Raw genomic sequence first — 20,231 nt, 5'->3', positions numbered from 1 at the left:
GACAGGTAACGCAAGATGTAAACCACTAGCGGCGTGAAGAGAGCGCGCCGTAGGCTACCGATTCCTTATGAGGAGCCTCCGCAGCATCTTCGGCTTCACTCAAATCGCGGTCGCGCACTTCCGGCATCAGCAACGCGGAGACCAGCCCAATCAGCGAATACGCTACCAGCATCGCCACAATCGGCCACCAGGACCCGGTCATGTTGCAGAAGATCCCCGCCAGCACCGGACCAAAGCCTACGGCTACCAGCCCGCCCGCCTCTTTCGAAATGGCCATGCGGGTAAAGCGGTTCCGCGAACCAAACATCTCTGCCATGGTGATGTTTTCCAGCGCGAACAGCCCGAGCACCGCAAAGTTATGAATAACAATGATAGAGAGCATAATCACGCCCGGCGCGTAACTCTTATCGACGATAATCGACAGCATCGGGTAAGCCAGAATAATGGCTGAAATGTTAAGGAGGATATACGGCAGACGGCGCCCCACTTTATCGGACAGCCAGCCCAGCAGCGGGATGGAAAGGAAGCCGAGAATCGAACTGATCATCAGCGCATCGGTTGGGATCGCCTTATCAAACAACAGCGTCTGCACCAGATATCCGGCAAGGAAAGTCTGAATCAAACCTGAGTTGCCGGCCTGACCAAAGCGCAGCCCCGTCGCCAGCCAGAACGATTTGCTCTTAAACATCGCACCTAATGAGGTATCCTGCGCAGCAACCGGCGCAATGGTTTCAGCGTCGTTAACCTTCTCAAACACCGGGCTCTCTTTAAGGTTCATACGCAGCCAGATGGCGAAGATCATCACCACCACGCTGGCGAGGAACGGCACGCGCCAGCCCCAGGCAATAAGCTCTTCACGATCGAGGGCAAAGAACATCACGGCCCAGATCGCCGTGGCGCTCAGCGTCCCGCAGTTGGTTCCCATGGCCACCAGCGAGGAGATGATGCCGCGTTTACCCTTCGGCGCGTACTCCGCCAGCATGGTACCTGCGCCGGAGATTTCTGCCCCCGCGCCCAGCCCCTGAATAATACGCAGCGTCACCAGCAGCACCGGTGCGAAAATCCCGATCTGCGCGTAGGTTGGCAGGACGCCGATTAAGGTGGTGCAGATCCCCATCATGGTGATGGTGATAAACAGCACCTTTTTGCGGCCAATTCTGTCGCCCATTCTGCCGAAGATAAATGCCCCGACGATACGCGCGATGTAGCCTGCCCCATAGGTCCCCATCGCCAGGATCAGCGCCATGGCCGCGGATTGTTCAGGGAAGAAAATTTCATGGAATACCAGCGCGGCGCCAAGGGAGTAAAGCTGAAAATCCATAAACTCCAGGGCGGTGCCCAGCCAGCCGGATACGGCGGCTTTCACCAGGTCTGACGTACTTCTTTGAGGTTGTGCTTGAGTCATAATGGCTATCTCTGCAAGGTAAGATGCGTACCACTGAGAGCCTGTCTTCGCAGGCTCTTAACCGCGTGAATTATTATTGGTCGAACGTGAGCAAGACTTTGCAGCACTGCCGCCGGTCTTTTTCAAACAGTTCGATGGCGTCTGTAACGTGGTGATAGTCAAATGTATGGGTGACCAGTTTTTCAGGGTCGATCAGCCCTTTTTCCAGCCAGTCAATGATCACCGGAAATTTGTTGGCATTCAGGCGCGAAGAGAAGATCGACAGCTCTTTGCCGGTGATCCCCTGCTGCACGATCTGACTCGGGTCGCTGGAGAAGCCCATCAGCACGATGCGCGCCGCCGGAGACGCCAGCGTAATCGCCTCCTGCAAAATGGATGGATGACAGGCAGCATCGATGATTAACGTCGGCTTGATGCCTTTTTCATCCAGCGCGGCCTGTAATGAGTGCTCGCTGTTGTTGAAGACCCAGTCTGCGCCGCTGCGTTGCGCCATCCCCAGCCGCTCATCAATCCGATCCACCACGATGACCTGCTTCACCTTGTAAACGCCCTTTAGCGCCTGCACGGTGACCAGCCCCATCGGGCCTGCGCCGTAGATCAGCGCCACGTCCTGTTCGGTGGGTTTCGCCTGCCCCGTCACGTTGGCGGCAATGGTGAAGGGCTCAACCATCACCGCGTGTTTGTCAGGGATCGCATCCGGAATGTGCCAGGCATTTTTCGCCGGCACGACGGCGTATTCGCTGAAGCCGCCGTCACGGTGGACGCCCAGCACCACCAGCGAGGTGCAAACGTTCGGTTTTCCGACGGAACACGGGTAGCAGTGTCCGCAGTTGATCACCGGATCAACAGACACGCGCTGGCCCAGTCGGGTGCTCTCCACGCCTTCGCCAACCGCGTCTATTTCGCCAAAGAACTCGTGACCGATTACCCGCGGGTATTTCGCAAACGGGTTATGCCCGCGATAGATATGGCTGTCTGAACCGCAGATACCGGCGAGTTTAATTCTGACGCGGACGTCGCCTGCGTCCGGCAACGGGAGAGGACGCTCCTCAATCACCAGCGCATTCGGCTGTTGGATCACTACGCTTTTCATCATTCGCTCCTCGTTTACCAGTTCCAGAGGGTGCCGTCTTCCAGACGGGCCACCGGCAGACAGGCCGGTTCGTACGGGTATTTCGCTGCCAGCTTCTCATCAAACTCAATGCCCAGCCCTGGCTTGTCGCCCGGGTGCATATAGCCGTTATCGAAGCGCCAGCTGTGCGGGAACACTTCCAGCATCTGCTCTGAATACCCCATATACTCCTGCACGCCAAAGTTCGGTACCCACAGGTCAAAATGCAGCGCCGCGGCGTGGCAAATCGGCGACAGATCCGACGGGCCGTGTGAGCCGGTGCACACCTGGTAGAGTGAGGCAAAGTCAGCAATGCGACGCATCCCGGTGATGCCGCCCGCATGGGTTATGGTGGCGCGGATATAGTCAATGAGCTGCTCTTCAATCAGCTGCTTGCAGTCCCAGATGCTGTTGAACACTTCCCCCACCGCAATGGGCGTGACGGTGTGCTGGCGGATCAGGCGGAAACACTCCTGGTTTTCAGCGGGAGTCGGGTCTTCCATCCAGAACAGGCGGTACTCTTCAATGCTTTTGCCGAATCGCGCCGCTTCGATGGGCGTCAGACGATGGTGCATGTCGTGAAGGAGATGTTCGTTGAAGCCGAACTGACTGCGCACTGCGTCGAACAGTTTCGGCGTGAAGTCGAGGTATTTCTCGGTGGACCAAAGCTGCTCGTCCGGCCAGTCGCCCTTGGTTGCAGGCTCATACGCCAGCCCTTTTCCTTTAGACATACCATAGGTGGTTTTCATCCCCGGCACGCCGCACTGCACGCGAATAGCCTTGAAGCCCATCTCTTTATGACGGGCATAATCTTCCAGTACGTCGTCAATCGTGTGCCCGGTGGTATGACAATAAACCATCACCCCTTCCCGGGAGGCTCCGCCCAGAAGTTGATAGAGCGGCATGTTCGCGGCTTTCGCTTTGATGTCCCACAGCGCCATATCCACGGCAGAAATCGCTGACATGGTGACCGGGCCACGACGCCAGTACGCGCCTTTATAGAAGAATTGCCAGATATCTTCGATGCGGTGCGCATCGCGGCCAATCAGCTGAGGGCACAGGTGATCTTTCAGGTAAGAGGCAACGGAAAGTTCGCGTCCGTTCAGCGTGGCATCACCCAGGCCGACAATGCCTTCATCGGTCGTAATTTTAAGGGTGACAAAGTTACGCCCCGGGCAGGTGACAAATACTTCAGCCCCGACAATCTTCATAATCCATTTCCTTACATCGCTCGTTGTGATGCAGGAAATTTACGCAACTACACTACTACCATACAAGTATAATGATCGTAAAATCAGCGGGCGATCACACTATAAGGACGCTTATGCGCGTCCCCAACCGGCCACGATGATCAACATGCCGCACAGGGCAATCAGCGCGCCTGCCCAGTCATACAGGCTTAGCCTGACGCCATCGACAACGCGCAGCCACAGCAGCGCGGTACAGACGTACACTCCGCCGTAGGCCGCATATACCCTCCCGCTGGCGGCCGGATGCAGGGTGAGCAGCCAGACAAAAAGGACCAGGGACACACCCGCCGGGATCAGCAGCAGCGCGGAAGCGCCCCGCTTTAGCCAGAGCCACGGCAAAAAGCATCCGATGATTTCACACAGCGCGGTCGCGAAAAAAAGCAGCGTCGTTTTGAACATTTTTCTCGTTTCGTGAGGATTGATTTAGACATCATACGCGATAATGCTCTCATCGTTCCCATACCTGCCGCGCGGGTATGACACCCTTTCGGATTGGTGTAGAATCCAACGGGGTAACCCGATTGTCTGCACCCGTTTAAAGGAAACGCTATGACTACATTAAGCAAACGCCTTTGTCTGACAGCCGCACTGGCGCTGTCCTCGTTCGCCTTCACCGCAACGGCATCAGCCGAAACCAGCAAACTCATCATTGAGTCTGGTGACAGCGCGCAAAGCCGCCAGAACGCCGCCATGGACAAAGAACAATGGAATGACACCCGCAGCCTGCGTCAGAAAGTGAATAAGCGCGTGGAAAAAGAGTGGGATAAAGAAGACGTCGCGTTTGATGCCCGCGACAAATGCCAGCAAAGTGCCAACGTCAACGCTTACTGGGAGCCTAACACCCTGCGCTGTCTGGATCGTCGCACTGGCCGCACGGTAGCACCGTAATGTCGATGCCGTGTGACGTAAAGCTCCGTCCGCTGGAGCGCGAAGATTTACGCTTTGTCCACCAGCTCGACAACAATGCCAGCGTGATGCGCTACTGGTTTGAAGAGCCTTACGAGGCCTTCGTCGAGCTGTCCGATCTCTACGATAAGCATATCCACGATCAGAGTGAACGCCGGTTTGTGGTGGAGTGCGAAGGTGAGAAAGCCGGGCTGGTTGAGCTGGTTGAGATCAACCATGTTCACCGTCGGGCGGAATTTCAGATCATTATTTCACCGGAGCACCAGGGGAAAGGTCTTGCGTCGCGGGCGGCAAAGCTGGCGATGGATTATGGGTTTAACGTCCTGAATCTCTACAAGCTTTACCTTATCGTCGACAAAGAGAACGAAAAAGCGATTCATATCTACCGTAAGCTCGGCTTTATGGTGGAAGGTGAACTGATCCATGAGTTCTTTATTAATGGCGAATACCGTAACACCATCCGCATGTGCATTTTCCAGCATCAGCATCTGGCCGGGCATAAATCCTCCTCCGCCAACCTGCTTAAACCCACCGCGCAGTAACCTGCGCGGTTTTATTCTTAATAATATTCAATGCTGTTTTTGATGGTGTACTTGCGCTCAATGGCAGGTTTAACGCTGTCATCGACGATAACCAGCTCGCAGCTCACCGGGTTGTTGTGGCGATCGTAATCGCAACTCTGCTTTACATTGCCCATCGGTTTATCGTTCAACAGGCTTACCGCCGTATAATCCATGCGCTTACGCAGATCTTTCGACGGCATCGATTTGACCGATAAACGCTGGTCGCCGGAGACCGTGGTTTTACCGAGCGGGTAGCCGTCGGTATCATACTGGTACTTCACTTCCATCTCTTTGCTGTGCGCGGCAACCACAAACCCGTTATCGTCGGTGTCCCACGTCAGGCCGGCAGACGGCAGTTCCGCCAGCTGACATTTTCCCTGCAACTTCACCTTCTGCTGCTGGGTTTCCGCATCGACGTAGTAGTTAGCATCCAGCACCAGCGCAACGCCCGTGTTAGCCTCCAGATCGTGCAGTTCAAGGGTATCGAAACACCCCTCCGACGACATCGTTCCGGTCACGCGTTTAGAGACTTCACCCTTATCGTTCAACAGCGTCTGGGTAAAATCTTTCACCGGCCCGCGCAGAGGGTCAAAGTCAAACTCGTTCGAAAAGCTCGCCATCTCCGGCGTAAATGACAGCGGCGCGGTGTTGTTGTCACATCCCACCAGTACCGTTGCCAGTAGCGTTATCGCTGCGTATTTATTCACATCATTTACCGTTCAGAGAGAGATACAATCATATTAGCAAATACAGCAACTTACATAACAGCACTTCATTTGACTCTTTACGCTGTATAAATCCGTCATTTGCATTGACGAGACCTGCCAAAGTGGCTACTTTGGGCGCGGAAAATTCCACATTATTATAAAATTAGATTCTTAAATTTTCGGGTTAACATCATGATTTACGACTGTTTTTTGTACTATGACGAAGATATGTTGCTCGACATCAGATTACATACGCTCGCTGATGTCGTTGACCGTTTTGTCATTGTAGAAGCAACACACTCTTTTACGGGCATACCGCGAGAATTACATTTCGATATTACGAAGTTTGCCAAATTCAGAGACAAAATTATTTACGTGCCTTTTGACGCGCAGCCTATTTTAAACAGTGCTGACAATAACCAGGTTGATGCCTGGGCAAATGAAGCAGCGCTTCGCAACTCCATTATGAATGGGTTAAAAGACGCGGCAGACGACGATCTGATTCTGGTGTCAGACGTTGATGAAATTTTCTCTCCCGAGACGGTCAGGGCCATTAATCCACGCGCGCTCTGCACGACTATTCATCAAAACGTGTTCAACTATCAGTTTAATCTTCAGGTTCACAACATGGATGGTACGCCGAGAAAATGTACCTTGCCCCGCGCGACGTCCTATTACAACCTTAAGCATTTCTTCCACGGTGAGCCTGAATCTTTCAGAAACTGGAAGCGGGCACGCAAAGATAAAAACTGGTCATGGTTTAAATGGAACTGGCTAAAAATCAATAATAAGGTTGTGAAAGATGGCGGCTGGCATTTCTCCTGGGTAATGACCCCAGAAAGAATTTCCGAAAAAATGTCTACCATTTCTCATACCGAATACGATCTGCCGGAATTTAATAACCCGGAACATATTATGAAGGTTATCACCAACGCCGAAGATATCTGGGGACGAGACCGAAAACTGGTCAGGCAAGAGGTATCAAAACGCACCCTGCCTTCTTATCTGGTAGACAATCAGCACCATTATTCGCAATTTATTTTATGACGCAGGCGGGGCTCCAGGACAATTCAGAAAGAGAGACACAAAAACAAAAGCTTACCCTAACCCTGCTATGCTTACAGTCTACACAGTGAAAAGGAGCTACAGATGAAACGGTTACCCTGGATTACCGCCCTGCTGTTAATGAGTGCTTCACCTGCTATTCTTGCGGCCCCGGACTCCTGCGAGCGCGTGAAAAGCGACATTCAGCAGAAGATTATCAACAACGGCGTACCGGAGTCTGGCTTTACCCTGAACATCGTGCCGAACGATCAGGCCGACCAGCCGGATGCGCAGGTCGTTGGGCATTGCGCCAACGATACTTTCAAAATTTTGTACACTCGTACCAGTAGCGGAAACTACCCGGTAAGCGGTGCAGGTACGCAGGAGAATGCACCCGCTGAGCCGCAATGATTTTCCCACTCAATTCCCCTGAGTTGACGAGGATTAATATTTAATACCTCTAAATAAGTAACACTCCCCCCATCATTAGCCCGGTTGTAGTCACGGGTGAAAATAATTATTAACAATGATGGGGTGAGTTATGTCCGAAGTTGAACATCACGACGGGATAAGCCGTCGAACTCTGGTTAAATCTACTGCCATAGGATCTCTGGCGCTTGCCGCCGGTGGGATCGCATTGCCTTTTGGTCTGAAAAGCGCCGCCGCCGCAGTGCAGACCGCTATTCAGCCAGCGGAAGATAAAGTCGTCTGGGGCGCCTGCTCGGTAAACTGCGGTAGCCGCTGCGCGCTGCGTCTGCACGTTCGCGATGACGAAGTCTATTGGGTTGAAACGGATAATACCGGCGAGGATGTTTACGGCAACCATCAGGTTCGCGCCTGCCTGCGAGGCCGTTCAATTCGCCGTCGCATTAATCATCCAGACCGTCTGAACTATCCGATGAAACGCGTGGGCAAACGCGGAGAAGGCAAGTTTGAACGTATCACCTGGGAAGAAGCGCTGGACACCATCGCCGCGAGCCTGAAAAGCGTGGTCGAAAAATACGGCAACGAAGCGGTCTACATTAACTACTCCTCCGGAATTGTCGGCGGCAATATCACCCGCTCCTCCCCTTACGCCTCGCTGGTGGCACGCCTGATGAACTGCTACGGCGGCTTCCTCAGCCACTACGGCACCTACAGCACCGCGCAGATCGCCTGCGCAATGCCCTACACCTACGGCAGCAACGACGGCAACAGTACATCAGATATCGAAAACACCAAACTGGTGGTGATGTTCGGCAATAATCCGGCAGAAACGCGCATGAGCGGCGGCGGGATCACTTACTACCTTGAACAGGCACGCGAACGCTCTAACGCACAGATGATCGTTATCGATCCGCGCTACACCGACACCGCCGCAGGCCGCGAAGACGAGTGGATCCCGATTCGTCCGGGCACCGATGCCGCACTGGTGGCAGGTATTGCGTGGGTGCTGATTAATGAAAACCTCGTCGATCAGCCCTTCCTCGATAAATACTTCGTAGGTTATGACGAAAAAACCCTGCCGGAAGGCGCACCTGTTAACGGTCATTACAAAGCCTATATTCTCGGCCAGGGTGATGACAAAACTGCGAAAACCCCGGAATGGGCGTCGCGCATTACAGGCATTCCTGCCGATCGCATCATTAAGCTGGCCCGTGAAATCGGTTCGGCAAAACCGGCCTACATTTGCCAGGGTTGGGGCCCGCAGCGTCAGGCCAACGGCGAGCAGACATCCCGCGCCATCGCCATGCTGCCGATCCTGACCGGCAACGTCGGCATTAACGGCGGCAACAGCGGCGCGCGCGAATCGACCTACACCATCACCATCGAACGTATGCCGCTGCCGGAAAATCCTGTGAAAACGCAAATCTCCTGCTTCAGCTGGACGGATGCCATCGTGCGTGGACCGGAGATGACCGCCCTGCGCGACGGCGTACGCGGTAAGGATAAGCTGGATGTGCCGATCAAGTTCATCTGGAACTATGCGGGTAATACCATCATCAACCAGCACTCTGATATCAACAAAACTCACGACATTTTGCAGGATGAGAGTAAGTGCGAAACGATCGTCGTTATCGACAACTTCATGACCTCGTCCGCGAAGTATGCCGATATTGTCCTGCCGGACCTGATGACCGTTGAGCAGGAAGATATCATCCCCAACGATTACGCCGGCAACATGGGATACCTGATTTTCCTCCAGCCGGTAACCGCCCCGAAGTTTGAGCGCAAACCCATCTACTGGATCATGAGCGAAGTAGCGAAACGTCTCGGACCGGATGTCTATCAGAAATTCACCGAAGGCCGTACGCAGGAGCAGTGGCTGCGCTACCTTTACGCCAAAATGGTTGCCAAAGATCCGCTGCTGCCGTCCTACGACGCGCTGAAAAAAATGGGTATTTATAAGCGCAAAGATCCAAATGGACATTTTGTGGCCTATAAAAAATTCCGTGACGATCCGGATGCCAATCCGCTGAAAACCCCGTCGGGGAAAATCGAGATCTACTCCAGCAAGCTGGCGAATATTGCAGCAACCTGGGAACTGCAAAAAGACGAAACCATCACCCCGCTACCGGTCTATACCTCAACCTTTGAAGGCTGGGACGCGCCCGAGCGCAGCAAATTCCCGTTGCAACTGTTCGGTTTCCACTTTAAAGCCCGTACCCACTCCAGCTACGGCAACGTGGATGTGCTCCAGGCCGCCTGTCGCCAGGAGGTGTGGCTTAACCCTGTAGACGCCGAGAAGCGCGGCATTAAAAACGGTGACACGGTGCGCGTGTTTAACGATCGCGGCGAAGTGCGCATTGCCGCCAAAGTCACCCCGCGCATCATGCCTGGTGTGAGCGCGATGGGCCAGGGCGCCTGGCATGACGCCAACATGAACGGCGATCGTGTCGATCACGGCTCCTGCATCAATACCCTGACCACACACCGCCCGTCACCGCTGGCGAAAGGCAATCCGCAGCACACGAACCTGGTGCAGATCGAGAAGGCATAAGGATTAACCGATGACAACCCAGTATGGATTTTTTATTGATTCCAGCCGCTGCACCGGGTGTAAAACCTGCGAGCTGGCCTGCAAGGATTACAAAGATCTGACCCCGGACGTCAGCTTCCGTCGTATTTATGAATACGCGGGCGGCGACTGGCAGGAGGATAACGGCGTCTGGCATCAGAACGTCTTCGCCTATTACCTGTCGATTGCCTGCAACCACTGCGAAGATCCGGCCTGCACTAAGGTCTGCCCGAGCGGGGCAATGCACAAGCGAGACGACGGTTTTGTGGTGGTGAACGAGGATGTCTGCATCGGCTGTCGCTACTGCCACATGGCCTGCCCGTACGGTGCGCCGCAGTATAACGCGGCTAAAGGCCACATGACCAAGTGCGACGGCTGCCACAGCCGCGTGGCGGACGGCAAAAAGCCCATCTGCGTCGAGTCCTGCCCGCTGCGCGCGCTGGACTTTGGCCCGATTGAAGAGCTGCGCAAAAAACACGGCCAGCTTGCTGCGGTCGCGCCGCTGCCGTCTGCGCACTTCACGAAGCCGAGTATTGTGATTAAACCTAACGCCAACAGCCGTCCGACGGGTGACACCACCGGCTACCTGGCAAACCCGAAGGAGGTGTGAGATGGGAAGTGGATGGCATGAATGGCCGCTGGTGATCTTCACCGTTTTCGGGCAGTGCGTGGCTGGCGCATTAATCGTGATGGGCTTCGCCTGGCTGAATGAACGTGATGACAAGGCCAGAATACGCATCGTGCGCAGCCTGTTTTTTCTCTGGCTGGTAATGGGTATTGGGTTTATGGCCTCGGTACTGCATCTTGGCTCCCCGCTGCGCGCCTTCAACTCGCTTAACCGCGTGGGAGCGTCAGCGCTGAGTAATGAGATCGCGGCGGGTTCGATCTTCTTTGCCGTGGGCGGTTTCTGGTGGCTGGTGTCGGTTATCGGTAAAATGCCCCCAGCTTTAGGCAAAATCTGGATGGTTGTCAGCCAGCTCCTGGGTGTCGTTTTTGTCTGGGCGATGACCCGGGTCTATCAGATCGATACCGTTCCGACCTGGTATACGGGCTACACCACGTTGGCCTTCTTCCTGACGATGGCTCTTACTGGCCCGATGCTGGCCGCGCTGCTGCTGCGGGTCGCAAACGTGACATACAAAGGTACCCTTGCCGCGTCTGTCAGCGTACTGGCACTCATCGCCTGCGTGGCGGTCGTCGTGTTGCAAAGCAATACGCTGGGGACGATCCAGAGTTCTATCCAGCAGGCTAACGCCCTGCTGCCGGATTATGGTTCGCTTCAGGTATGGCGCATCGCGCTGCTGGCGGCGGGTTTAGGCTGCTGGATCTGTCCACTTATTCGTCGTCAGGAACCGAAAACGCTCGGCCTGTTTGCAGGTTTCGTGCTGGTGGCTGTGGGTGAAATGATTGGCCGTGGGCTATTTTATGGTTTGCATATGACCGCAGGGTTAGCAATTGCAGGTTAACACAGGTGCGCGGGCTACCCCCGCGCACAAGTAAGGAAAGTTGTAATGAATGACGTCTCACACCGCGAATCGTTCGCGTTCAGCGCCCGGGTACTGGGCGCGCTGTTTTATTTTGCCCCTGACAGCGAGCAGACCGCACCGCTGGTGAGTGCCCTGACCGCAGGTGACTGGGTGCAGGACTGGCCGCTGGCGCAGGAAAGCCTGCAGCCCGTGGCCAGTATGTTTAAGAACCCGTCGGACGAAGCGTTGAAAGACGCCTGGCAGCGTCTGTTTATTGGCCCGTATGCCCTGCCCGCCCCCCCGTGGGGCTCCGTCTGGCTCGATCGCGAGTCCGTGCTGTTTGGCGATTCGACCCTTGCATTGCGCCAGTGGATGCGTGAAAACCATATCGCCTTTGAGATGCAGCAGAATGAGCCGGAAGATCACTTCGGAACGTTGCTGATGCTGGCGGCATGGCTTGCCGAGAACGGTCGCGACACAGAACGCGACCAGCTTATGGCCTGGCATCTGCTGCCGTGGAGCACGCGTTTCCTTAGCGTATTCGTTGAAAACGCGGCCCATCCGTTCTATACGGCGCTGGGTAAACTTGCCCAGCTGACGCTGGCAGAATGGCAGTCCACTTTGCTGATCCCGATTGCAGAAAAAACGCTGTACCGTTAGCAGCTCCTGGCTTGTACATCCGTTGTGTAAGCCAGGTTCGGACATTTTTGCTGCAACGCAGATCCGGAACTGCTATACTGTATATAATTACAGTGCTGGAGGTGCAAATGGCTGTTGAAACAAAATTCGTGGTCGTAAGAAAAGGTGAAGAGAAAATGACTTTTGCCAGTAAGAAAGAGGCTGACGCTCACGACAAACTGCTCGACATGGCAGAAGCGTTCACCGACTGGCTGCTGCAAAGCGGAATGCAGATGGATGAAACGCAGGCGGAAAACCTTGGTCTGTATCTTGCCGAACAGAAAGAGTCCGTGCAGCATATCCTGCGTACCAGCAAGCTTCCCGAGCTCAATGCTGCAACGGATAAAACAGCGCCAGAGGCGGATAGCAGCAAAAAAATCCGGGCCGTCAAAGCCGCCTGATCGTCAGAACGACTCATCACCTGTCCTGCTGCCGCGGGCCGGAAACGGCTCGCGGCTTAATAGTGCGGTAAATTATCACACAACTCTTGCAACTCGTTGATTAGTCTGGCCACATGGAAACCATCACAGACAGAATGATGAACCTGAACGGCGAAAGGCAACAAGACTTTTCCATCCTGGTTAAAGTATTTTCCAAACGTGAACATGGGCGCAAAAAAGTTCTGCATGTTAGCCACGTTGATATTAAAACTGGTAAAACTGACCCACGGAATATCCGATATGAAGAATATATTTTCCCGGTACTCTTCTTTAGGCCAGTAGGCAAGATTATCACCATAGCGAGAAACGTCTTCTGCATAAACGTTCTGAAAGTGATGAATATTCCCGTCGAAGTGACTCCATAATGATGAAAACGTCTCCGTCTCTTTATGGAAAAGGGTATAGCTGGGATGCACCTCATTCCATATTACAAGCTCATTATCCTTCATAGCCATACGGAACTCAGAATGGCGGTTAACGACTGTCGAAATAAGGGAAATAATCGAAGGATAAAATTTCCAGCCAACCTGTTTGATATGTTTCAGCAGCGCAGTGATATCCAGCTGAACCGTTTGGTTAATCGTGCATTGAGCAAAGCTCTGAAAGACTTCAAAATGTTCTTTCCTTGCCCAACTCGATAAGTCTACAGCCGTATATTCTGGCGTTATTTTTGTCATTTCTTTGCCTTAATTAAGCAGCGCTATATAAAATAGTAGCGTACCACAAACCCAGGAGCTGTATAGACCGTCGAGCAGAGGCTGCCTTAAATTTTCAACGTATCAATAACCGCTCTCAGCGCCGGGGACACGTTGCGGTGCGGATAATAGAGGTAAAGCCCTTCCATCCGCAGGCTGTAGCGCTGTAAGACGCGTATAAGCGTGCCACGCTCCAGATCGTCAGACACCAGCTCAACCGGGACATAGGCCAGCCCGAGTTCCAACCGGGCCGCTTCGGCCTCCATGTAGCTGTCGGAAAAGGCCCATTGCCCCTCAGGCCGGTGCGTAACTCGCTTCCCGTCCTGAACAAGCTCCCATTGATAGTGGTTACCGTCGGCAAACTGGTAGGCAATGCAGGGATGAGCATCCAGATCGGCGGGCGTCTGCGGGAAACCATAGCGCCGAAAATGCGCCGGGGCGGCAACCACAGCCATCTCCATATCGGGCGTGATGCGCACCGCAATCATTCCTTGTCCCACCTCCGGCCCCAGCCGGACGCCCGCGTCGAATCGCTCGGCAATGATATCCACGAACCGGCTCTCATTCATCAATTCCAGACGGATATCCGGGTAACGCTGTTTGAAGATAGCGAGCTTTGGCAGCAGACATTTCTCGATGGCGTGCTGGCTGGCATTAATGCGCACCGTGCCGGACGGCGTCTGGCGATAATGCGCCAGTCTGGCCAACCCGGTATCAAGCGCATCAAAGGCGGAGCCGGCGGTCTGGTAAAGCTGTTCCCCGGCGTGTGTCAGCGACAGCTTGCGCGTAGTGCGCACCAGAAGCTGAACGCCCAGCCGCTCCTCCAGCTCGCGAACCGATCGGCTGATCCCGGATTGCGCCAGCCCGAGCCGCTGTGCGGCTGCCGTGAAGCTTCCCTCCCGCACCACCTGGATAAAGAGATACAGCTCATTATAGTTTTCCCGCTTCGCCATCATGCCTCGTCAATTCATAACAAAATGATATTAATCCTAGCAGCTTTTGGCCTCTAATCAGCACTATTTCTGCTAACTATAATGGCCTCATTACAACAACACACGGTACCTCTTATGAAAACATTCACCCAAAAACTGCCCGTTGCGCTGCTGTTATGCGCATCATTAAGTGGAGTGACAACAATGAGTTATGCAGAAACGCTAAATCCTAACGCCCCCGTTTCGATGGTGACAACCTGGGATAAAACCTTCGCCGAGAGCAATAAAGTCAACCACCGCAAAGTGACGTTCCAGAACCGGTACGGGATCACTCTGGTGGGCGATCTGTACATTCCCAGGAACCACGGCGACCAGAAACTGGCGGCGATAGCCGTCAGTGGGCCGTTCGGTGCGGTTAAAGAACAATCCAGCGGTCTGTACGCCCAGACTCTGGCTGAGCAGGGGTTCGTGGCCCTGGCCTTCGATCCATCCTACACGGGGGAAAGTGGCGGCCAGCCGCGTAACGTTGCCTCCCCTGACATCAACACCGAAGACTTTAGCGCCGCTGTGGATTTCCTGGGGTTACAGAAAGAAGTCGACCGTAACCGTATCGGCATTCTTGGTATCTGCGGCTGGGGCGGTATGGCGCTGAACGCGGCATCCATGGATACCCGCGTGAAGGCGGTCGCCACCAGCGTAATGTACGATATGAGCCGCGCGATGGGTCACGGCGTGGGCAACGGGAAAGATCGCTATTCAGCGGCCGATCGTCGGGCCGTGTTGCAGTATTTGAACGCGCAGCGCTGGAAAGATGCTGAAAGCGGCACTTTCGCCCATGGCGGCCACGATATTAATGTCGATGAGAATGGCAAGGTGACGGCGGCCGAGCGCATTCTGCCGGAAGCACTGCCCACCGATCCGCATCCGGTACTGAAAGAGTTCTATGATTACTACCGTATGCCGCGCGGTTTCCATGCCCGTTCCGTAAACTCCACCGGCGCGTGGACTGCGACCATGCCGTTATCCTTTATGAATATGCCGCTGTTGAGCTATGCCGGGGAGATCACTATCCCAACGCTGATTGTGACCGGTGAAAACGCACACTCTCGTTATTTTGCGGAGGATGCGTTCAAGGCCGTCGGCAGCAAAGAGAAAGAGCTGGTGATTGTTCCCGGTGCAAACCATGTTGATCTCTACGATAACGTCGCAGGAAAAATCCCGTTCGCGCAGTTTGAGCAGTTCTTCAAAACCAGTCTGAAATAACACTCTAAGCCCCCGGAAATCACGGGGGCATCTCTTCTCATCGTCGTGAATGACACCTATGTCTACACTGAATCAAATCCCATCCCGCTACAGCGAGCATGCACACTGGGACAGTATTTTTGCCCGTCAGTCTGCTCGTGGCATCTGCAATAAGGCATTATATTAACAGGGTTATTTTATTTAATTACAAAACCTCGAATACCTCCCGTTGAAATAATAATTAAGCAATATCCTGGTCAGTCGGCGACATCGCTTTGTTAGCTTGAGAAGTCAGGCAAAGCTCAAACTGGAGGTATTCTTTGCTGATTAAATTAAAGAAAGAACGAACGCATCTGGAGGATCGTCGTCTTGCACTCTGGCTGGCGACCTCCGCGGGACTGCTGAATGCCATTGCGCTGGGCGCGTTCGGCTTTTTCCCCTCTCATATGACGGGTAATACATCGCAGTTATCCAGCGAAGTTTCCTCCACCGATCTCAGTGATATTCTTTTTTTTGGCGCCATTATTCTGTCGTTTGTCACTGGCGCCATTGTTGCGCGGATTATTGTTATCTGGGGAATTATCCATAACGTCAGGCTGATATTCAGCCAGGTTTTATTTGTTGAAGGGCTATTACTTGCGGGGGTATCCCTTTATGAAATGTATTTTCACTCCTTCGCCACGAATCAGGAGATTATTCTTTTCCTGTGCGGTTTGATGGGAATTCATAACTCCACCTCAACTCAGCTTTCCGGCGGTCGGGTGAGATCCACGCACATTACCGGTACGCTGACCGATGCCGGCATTTCGCTGGCCTCCGTTATGGTCGCCATGCTGCGCCGGGATTATTCCAAAGACACGGCCGCGCAAAAGAGCCAGCTCAAAACCCATTTAACCACCGTTTTCTCGTTTATTACCGGCGGGATTGCGGGGCTGATCCTCTTCAGAGAGTTTGGATTCCACGCGATGCTGGCACTGGGCCTGATGCTGGTGTTTATCGCCGCCTTTTCAATCGTTCGTATCTCGTGGCGCGTTCGAAAGGTACGCGCCGCGCTTAGTCGATAGGGTGATCAGCACGCCTCAAGTGACGTTGTCACTTGAGGCGTGCTTCTTTAAGACTATTCTGCCTTCCCACTGACAGCCCTTACGCCATAAGGCTTAACTCAGGTTGTCACTAATTTCATAGGGTTACTGTTTTACCCCCTTTGCTGGAACCCTTCCGTTTCGCTTGCTATAGGTGAAGTACCCCTGCCGAAACATGGCATAACAACAGGCAACCGCAACAGGTGGTTGCTATAACGCATGCGCACAGGGAGACACACCGCAATGCACCCATTACTTAAACGTTCGCTGCTTTTTGTCGGCGCGATTATCGTGGTCCTCGCTCTCCTCACCTGGGGAATTGGACTGGAGACGATTAAGGCGCGCCAGGTTGACCTGCTCTACCTCGGTCAACAACACCTGATTCTGGTCTTTTCATCAATGTTCTTTGCCCTGCTGGTGGGCATTCCAAGCGGTATTCTGCTGAGCCGTCCAGCGGCACGGGGTATCGCCGAATACGTGATGCAAATCTTTAACGTGGGCAACACCCTGCCGCCGCTGGCCGTTCTGGCGCTGGCGATGGTGGTGATTGGCATCGGTGATAAACCGGCCATTATCGCCCTCTTTCTCGCTTCTTTGCTGCCAATTGTGCGTAACACCTATGCCGGGCTGTGCTCTGTTCCCGCGTCGTTGCTGGAAGCGGCAAACGGCATCGGCATGACCAAATGGCAGCGCCTGCATCAGGTCGAAATTCCTAACGCCTGGCCGGTGATGCTTTCCGGTATTCGCATTGCCACTGCGATTAACGTCGGTACCGCACCGCTGGCATTCCTGATTGGCGCCAGCAGCTACGGCGAGCTGATTTTCCCGGGGATCTATCTGAATGACTTCCCGACGCTGATCCTGGGCGCGGCGGCCACCGCCCTGTTCGCCCTGATTCTGGATACGCTGCTGGCGGCACTGGGTCGACTACTGAGCCCGCATCTCGCGCGATAATTATAACAAGGAGCTTCTATGAGACTGTTTTCCGGCCTGACGGCGCTGTGCGCCGCCGCGCTCTTCACCAGCCAGGCGCTCGCCGCGCCGCTGATCCTGGCAACAAAGAGCTTTACCGAGCAGCACATTCTCTCGGCCATGACCGTACAGTATCTGCAAAAGAAAGGATTTCAGGTGCAGCCGCAGACTAATATTGCGACGGTGATTTCTCGTAACGCGATGATCAACAAGCAGATTGATATGACCTGGGAGTACACCGGCACGTCGCTGATCATCTTCAACCATATCAACAAACGCATGTCGCCGCAGGAGTCATACGAGACGGTGAAACGCCTCGACGCAAAGCACGGTCTGGTGTGGCTTAAACCTGCCGATATGAACAATACCTATGCCTTTGCCATGCAGCGCAAGCGCGCCGAGGCTGAACATATCAATACCATGTCTGAGATGGTGGCAAAGATTGAGCAGATCCGTAAAACCGATCCAGATAACAACTGGCTGCTGGGCCTTGACCTGGAATTTGCCGGGCGTAGCGACGGGATGAAACCGTTGCAGGCGGCCTACAACATGGAGCTGGACCGCCCGCAGATCCGCCAGATGGATCCGGGGCTGGTCTATAACGCGGTGCGCGACGGGTTTGTCGATGCCGGGCTGATCTACACCACCGACGGGCGCGTGAAGGGCTTCGATCTTAAAGTGCTGGAAGACGATAAAGGCTTCTTCCCGAGTTACGCCGTGACGCCAGTTGTTCGAAAAGACACGCTGGAGGCTAACCCGGGGCTGGAGGAGGCGCTGAACACCCTCTCAGCCCAGCTCAACAACGACGTTATCACCGAACTGAATAAAAAGGTGGATATCGACCATCAGTCACCGCAGCAGGTCGCCCGTGATTTCCTGCGTAGCAAACAGTTGCTGTAGGAGGCGCTATGGAGACGATTCACTATATTCTCGACAACTGGGACTATCTCTTAACCCTGACGCTGCAACACCTCTGGCTGGTGGCACTCGCCGTGGGCCTGGCGATTGTTATTGGCGTGCCGCTGGGTATTTTAATTGTCCGCCATAAATGGCTGGCAACGCCGGTGCTGGGGATTGCCACCATTGTGCTCACCATCCCGTCAATTGCGCTTTTCGGCCTGATGATCCCGCTCTTTTCGCTGATCGGTCAGGGCATTGGCGCCCTGCCCGCGATTACGGCGGTGTTCCTCTATTCACTGCTGCCGATTGTGCGCAACACCCACACGGCGCTCGACAGCCTGCCACCCGGCCTGCGCGAAGCGGGACGCGGCATCGGCATGACCTTCTGGCAGCGTCTGCGCTGGGTGGAGATCCCGATGGCGCTGCCGGTCATTTTTGGCGGCATCCGCACCGCCGTGGTGATGAACATCGGCGTCATGGCGATTGCTGCCGTGATTGGCGCGGGCGGTCTGGGCCTGCTGCTGCTTAACGGTATTGGCGGGAGTGATATTCGTATGTTAATTGCGGGCGCGCTGATGATTTGTCTTTTAGCGATTGTGCTCGACTGGTTGCTGCACCGTTTGCAGGTGGTACTGACTCCGAAGGGGATTCGATAATGATAAAACTGGAAAACCTCACCAAACAATTTTCACAGAAGCACGGCCAGACGTTTAAGGCCGTCGACAACGTCAATCTGAACGTGCCTGAAGGGGAAATGTGCGTGCTGCTCGGCCCGTCCGGCTGCGGGAAAACCACTACCCTGAAGATGATTAACCGTCTCATTACGCCAAGCAGCGGGACGATCCTGATTAACGGCGAAGACACCAGCGGGATGGACACCGTGACCCTGCGCCGCAACATTGGCTACGTGATCCAGCAGATTGGCCTGTTCCCGAACATGACTATCGAAGAGAACATTACCGTCGTGCCGCGCATGCTGGGCTGGGACAAAGCGCGCTGTAAATCCCGTGCCGAGGAGCTGATGGATATGGTGGCAATGGATCCACATAAATTCCTTCACCGCTATCCGCGCGAAATGTCCGGCGGTCAGCAGCAGCGTATCGGCGTCATCCGCGCGCTGGCAGCGGATCCTCCAGTCCTGCTGATGGATGAACCATTCGGCGCGGTTGACCCGATTAACCGTGAGGTGATCCAGAACCAGTTCCTGGAGATGCAGCGCAAGCTGAAAAAGACCGTGATGCTGGTGAGCCACGATATTGACGAAGCGCTGAAGCTGGGCGACCGTATTGCCGTCTTCCGTCAGGGGCGTATTGTTCAGTGCGCCAGCCCGGACGAGCTGCTGGCGAAACCCGCCAATGAGTTTGTCGGCTCGTTTGTTGGTCAGGACCGGACGTTGAAACGCCTGCTGCTGGTATCCGCGGGCGACGTCACCGACCAGCAGCCGACGATTACGGTACGCGAATCGACGCCGCTGCCAGAGGCCTTCGCCACCATGGATGACAACGATATTCGCGCCATTACCGTGGTTGATGATCTCGGCAAACCGCTGGGCTTTGTGAAGCGCCGCGAAGCGCGTAATGCCAGCGGCAGCTGCGGTGATATTCTGCATCCGTTCCGCATGACAGGTAAGGCCGAGGATAACCTGCGCGTGGTGCTTTCTCGCCTGTATGAGAGCAACACCAGCTGGATGCCGATTGTGGACGAGGACGGACGCTATAACGGCGAGATATCCCAGGATTATATTGCGGAGTATTTGAGTTCCGGGCGTACGCGCCGGGCGTTGAATATTCATAGCGAGAGTTAAGCATTCAGGCCGGGTACTGCCCGGCCTTTTTCCGCA

Annotated in this window: 22 protein-coding genes; 15 read left to right on the top strand and 7 right to left on the bottom strand. The window is 54.5% G+C overall.

Annotation, left to right across the window (positions count from 1 at the left end; all coding sequences use genetic code 11):
- Positions 1–25: 25 nt before the first annotated feature.
- The 4 genes from L3069_RS10130 to L3069_RS10115 all read right to left on the bottom strand — a co-directional run bounded on the left by L3069_RS10130 (position 26) and on the right by L3069_RS10115 (position 4,165).
- Positions 26–1,405: an MFS transporter gene (locus L3069_RS10130; RefSeq protein ID WP_038415988.1), complete on the bottom strand. Its 1,380-nt coding sequence runs from the start codon at positions 1,403–1,405 to the stop codon at positions 26–28.
- A gap of 73 nt (positions 1,406–1,478) precedes the next feature.
- On the bottom strand, positions 1,479–2,498 hold the full coding sequence (locus tag L3069_RS10125; protein WP_038421477.1) for a Zn-dependent oxidoreductase: 1,020 nt from the start codon (positions 2,496–2,498) through the stop codon (positions 1,479–1,481).
- A gap of 14 nt (positions 2,499–2,512) precedes the next feature.
- Positions 2,513–3,727, bottom strand: coding sequence for a D-mannonate dehydratase ManD (gene manD / locus L3069_RS10120; protein WP_236901915.1), 1,215 nt, complete (start codon positions 3,725–3,727; stop codon positions 2,513–2,515).
- A 111-nt stretch (positions 3,728–3,838) separates the two neighbouring features.
- Entirely contained in the window at positions 3,839–4,165 is a 327-nt protein-coding gene (locus L3069_RS10115) for a YnfA family protein (protein WP_022647985.1), read from the bottom strand.
- 150 nt (positions 4,166–4,315) lie between these two features.
- Between L3069_RS10115 and L3069_RS10110 the strand changes: the two genes are divergently transcribed.
- Positions 4,316–4,654: a DUF1283 family protein gene (locus tag L3069_RS10110; RefSeq protein WP_022647984.1), complete on the top strand. Its 339-nt coding sequence runs from the start codon at positions 4,316–4,318 to the stop codon at positions 4,652–4,654.
- Positions 4,654–5,214 carry a spermidine N1-acetyltransferase gene (speG, locus tag L3069_RS10105; RefSeq protein WP_023300006.1) on the top strand — a complete coding sequence of 187 codons (561 nt, stop codon included), beginning with the start codon at positions 4,654–4,656 and terminating at the stop codon, positions 5,212–5,214. Before L3069_RS10110 ends, speG begins: the two co-directional genes overlap by 1 nt.
- A gap of 17 nt (positions 5,215–5,231) precedes the next feature.
- Here speG and L3069_RS10100 read toward each other — a convergent pair whose 3' ends face one another.
- A complete protein-coding gene (locus tag L3069_RS10100) occupies positions 5,232–5,942 on the bottom strand; it encodes a YnfC family lipoprotein (protein WP_032622202.1) in 711 nt (236 codons plus the stop codon).
- Positions 5,943–6,134: 192 nt separating this feature from the next.
- Between L3069_RS10100 and L3069_RS10095 the strand changes: the two genes are divergently transcribed.
- From L3069_RS10095 to L3069_RS10065, 7 genes are all read left to right on the top strand, one after another.
- The gene (locus L3069_RS10095; protein WP_023306114.1) at positions 6,135–6,989 is read left to right on the top strand and encodes a beta-1,4-mannosyl-glycoprotein beta-1,4-N-acetylglucosaminyltransferase; all 855 of its coding nucleotides are present in this window, start codon (positions 6,135–6,137) and stop codon (positions 6,987–6,989) included.
- A gap of 102 nt (positions 6,990–7,091) precedes the next feature.
- Positions 7,092–7,397 carry a DUF1161 domain-containing protein gene (locus L3069_RS10090; protein ID WP_006808860.1) on the top strand — a complete coding sequence of 102 codons (306 nt, stop codon included), beginning with the start codon at positions 7,092–7,094 and terminating at the stop codon, positions 7,395–7,397.
- Between the two features lie 130 nt (positions 7,398–7,527).
- Positions 7,528–9,966, top strand: a complete 2,439-nt coding sequence (gene ynfE, locus L3069_RS10085; protein WP_100167858.1) for a selenate/tellurate reductase subunit YnfE — start codon at positions 7,528–7,530, stop codon at positions 9,964–9,966.
- Positions 9,967–9,976: 10 nt separating this feature from the next.
- On the top strand, positions 9,977–10,594 hold the full coding sequence (locus L3069_RS10080) for a DMSO/selenate family reductase complex B subunit (RefSeq protein WP_022647979.1): 618 nt from the start codon (positions 9,977–9,979) through the stop codon (positions 10,592–10,594).
- Position 10,595: 1 nt separating this feature from the next.
- Positions 10,596–11,450, top strand: coding sequence for a dimethyl sulfoxide reductase anchor subunit family protein (locus tag L3069_RS10075; protein ID WP_038415986.1), 855 nt, complete (start codon positions 10,596–10,598; stop codon positions 11,448–11,450).
- A gap of 45 nt (positions 11,451–11,495) precedes the next feature.
- The gene (gene dmsD / locus L3069_RS10070) at positions 11,496–12,110 is read left to right on the top strand and encodes a Tat proofreading chaperone DmsD (RefSeq protein WP_032624331.1); all 615 of its coding nucleotides are present in this window, start codon (positions 11,496–11,498) and stop codon (positions 12,108–12,110) included.
- A 107-nt stretch (positions 12,111–12,217) separates the two neighbouring features.
- Complete coding sequence (locus L3069_RS10065; RefSeq protein WP_022647976.1) at positions 12,218–12,529, top strand: YebG family protein; 312 nt, start codon at positions 12,218–12,220, stop codon at positions 12,527–12,529.
- Positions 12,530–12,585: 56 nt separating this feature from the next.
- On the opposite strand, the gene catA is transcribed toward L3069_RS10065, so the two are convergent.
- Both catA and L3069_RS10055 read right to left on the bottom strand, forming a co-directional pair.
- Entirely contained in the window at positions 12,586–13,245 is a 660-nt protein-coding gene (catA, locus tag L3069_RS10060) for a type A chloramphenicol O-acetyltransferase (RefSeq protein WP_023300000.1), read from the bottom strand.
- Between the two features lie 86 nt (positions 13,246–13,331).
- Positions 13,332–14,216, bottom strand: a complete 885-nt coding sequence (locus L3069_RS10055) for a LysR family transcriptional regulator (RefSeq protein WP_100167738.1) — start codon at positions 14,214–14,216, stop codon at positions 13,332–13,334.
- Positions 14,217–14,330: 114 nt separating this feature from the next.
- Between L3069_RS10055 and L3069_RS10050 the strand changes: the two genes are divergently transcribed.
- The 6 genes from L3069_RS10050 (at position 14,331) to osmV (ending at position 20,195) form a co-directional block, all read left to right on the top strand.
- Positions 14,331–15,458 carry an alpha/beta hydrolase gene (locus L3069_RS10050; protein ID WP_071881490.1) on the top strand — a complete coding sequence of 376 codons (1,128 nt, stop codon included), beginning with the start codon at positions 14,331–14,333 and terminating at the stop codon, positions 15,456–15,458.
- Between the two features lie 299 nt (positions 15,459–15,757).
- Entirely contained in the window at positions 15,758–16,501 is a 744-nt protein-coding gene (locus L3069_RS10045) for a YoaK family protein (RefSeq protein ID WP_038415984.1), read from the top strand.
- A 261-nt stretch (positions 16,502–16,762) separates the two neighbouring features.
- Positions 16,763–17,473 carry an osmoprotectant ABC transporter permease OsmY gene (gene osmY, locus L3069_RS10040; RefSeq protein ID WP_022647971.1) on the top strand — a complete coding sequence of 237 codons (711 nt, stop codon included), beginning with the start codon at positions 16,763–16,765 and terminating at the stop codon, positions 17,471–17,473.
- Positions 17,474–17,491: 18 nt separating this feature from the next.
- Positions 17,492–18,391, top strand: coding sequence for an osmoprotectant ABC transporter substrate-binding protein OsmX (gene osmX / locus L3069_RS10035; RefSeq protein WP_017694085.1), 900 nt, complete (start codon positions 17,492–17,494; stop codon positions 18,389–18,391).
- An 8-nt stretch (positions 18,392–18,399) separates the two neighbouring features.
- Complete coding sequence (gene osmW, locus L3069_RS10030) at positions 18,400–19,047, top strand: osmoprotectant ABC transporter permease OsmW (RefSeq protein WP_022647970.1); 648 nt, start codon at positions 18,400–18,402, stop codon at positions 19,045–19,047.
- Positions 19,047–20,195, top strand: coding sequence for an osmoprotectant ABC transporter ATP-binding protein OsmV (osmV, locus tag L3069_RS10025; RefSeq protein WP_022647969.1), 1,149 nt, complete (start codon positions 19,047–19,049; stop codon positions 20,193–20,195). The genes osmW and osmV overlap by 1 nt, the downstream gene beginning before the upstream one ends.
- Positions 20,196–20,231: the final 36 nt, after the last annotated feature.

It is taken from the genome of Enterobacter cloacae complex sp. ECL411 (genome assembly GCF_021869665.1).
Lineage (GTDB): Bacteria > Pseudomonadota > Gammaproteobacteria > Enterobacterales > Enterobacteriaceae > Enterobacter > Enterobacter intestinihominis.
The sequence above is the reverse complement of the archived record's forward strand: the minus strand, read 5'-3'. Positions and strand labels throughout refer to the sequence as shown.

Excerpts from the sequence above, each read along its gene's own strand:
- L3069_RS10130 (WP_038415988.1), bottom strand. The coding sequence starts at position 1,405 with ATGACTCAAGCACAACCTCAAAGAAGTACGTCAGACCTGGTGAAAGCC.
- L3069_RS10125 (WP_038421477.1), bottom strand. The coding sequence starts at position 2,498 with ATGAAAAGCGTAGTGATCCAACAGCCGAATGCGCTGGTGATTGAGGAG.
- manD (WP_236901915.1), bottom strand. The coding sequence starts at position 3,727 with ATGAAGATTGTCGGGGCTGAAGTATTTGTCACCTGCCCGGGGCGTAAC.
- L3069_RS10115 (WP_022647985.1), bottom strand. The coding sequence starts at position 4,165 with ATGTTCAAAACGACGCTGCTTTTTTTCGCGACCGCGCTGTGTGAAATC.
- L3069_RS10110 (WP_022647984.1), top strand. The coding sequence starts at position 4,316 with ATGACTACATTAAGCAAACGCCTTTGTCTGACAGCCGCACTGGCGCTG.
- speG (WP_023300006.1), top strand. The coding sequence starts at position 4,654 with ATGTCGATGCCGTGTGACGTAAAGCTCCGTCCGCTGGAGCGCGAAGAT.
- L3069_RS10095 (WP_023306114.1), top strand. The coding sequence starts at position 6,135 with ATGATTTACGACTGTTTTTTGTACTATGACGAAGATATGTTGCTCGAC.
- L3069_RS10090 (WP_006808860.1), top strand. The coding sequence starts at position 7,092 with ATGAAACGGTTACCCTGGATTACCGCCCTGCTGTTAATGAGTGCTTCA.
- ynfE (WP_100167858.1), top strand. The coding sequence starts at position 7,528 with ATGTCCGAAGTTGAACATCACGACGGGATAAGCCGTCGAACTCTGGTT.
- L3069_RS10080 (WP_022647979.1), top strand. The coding sequence starts at position 9,977 with ATGACAACCCAGTATGGATTTTTTATTGATTCCAGCCGCTGCACCGGG.
- L3069_RS10075 (WP_038415986.1), top strand. The coding sequence starts at position 10,596 with ATGGGAAGTGGATGGCATGAATGGCCGCTGGTGATCTTCACCGTTTTC.
- dmsD (WP_032624331.1), top strand. The coding sequence starts at position 11,496 with ATGAATGACGTCTCACACCGCGAATCGTTCGCGTTCAGCGCCCGGGTA.
- L3069_RS10065 (WP_022647976.1), top strand. The coding sequence starts at position 12,218 with ATGGCTGTTGAAACAAAATTCGTGGTCGTAAGAAAAGGTGAAGAGAAA.
- catA (WP_023300000.1), bottom strand. The coding sequence starts at position 13,245 with ATGACAAAAATAACGCCAGAATATACGGCTGTAGACTTATCGAGTTGG.
- L3069_RS10055 (WP_100167738.1), bottom strand. The coding sequence starts at position 14,216 with ATGGCGAAGCGGGAAAACTATAATGAGCTGTATCTCTTTATCCAGGTG.
- L3069_RS10050 (WP_071881490.1), top strand. The coding sequence starts at position 14,331 with ATGAAAACATTCACCCAAAAACTGCCCGTTGCGCTGCTGTTATGCGCA.
- osmY (WP_022647971.1), top strand. The coding sequence starts at position 16,763 with ATGCACCCATTACTTAAACGTTCGCTGCTTTTTGTCGGCGCGATTATC.
- osmX (WP_017694085.1), top strand. The coding sequence starts at position 17,492 with ATGAGACTGTTTTCCGGCCTGACGGCGCTGTGCGCCGCCGCGCTCTTC.
- osmW (WP_022647970.1), top strand. The coding sequence starts at position 18,400 with ATGGAGACGATTCACTATATTCTCGACAACTGGGACTATCTCTTAACC.
- osmV (WP_022647969.1), top strand. The coding sequence starts at position 19,047 with ATGATAAAACTGGAAAACCTCACCAAACAATTTTCACAGAAGCACGGC.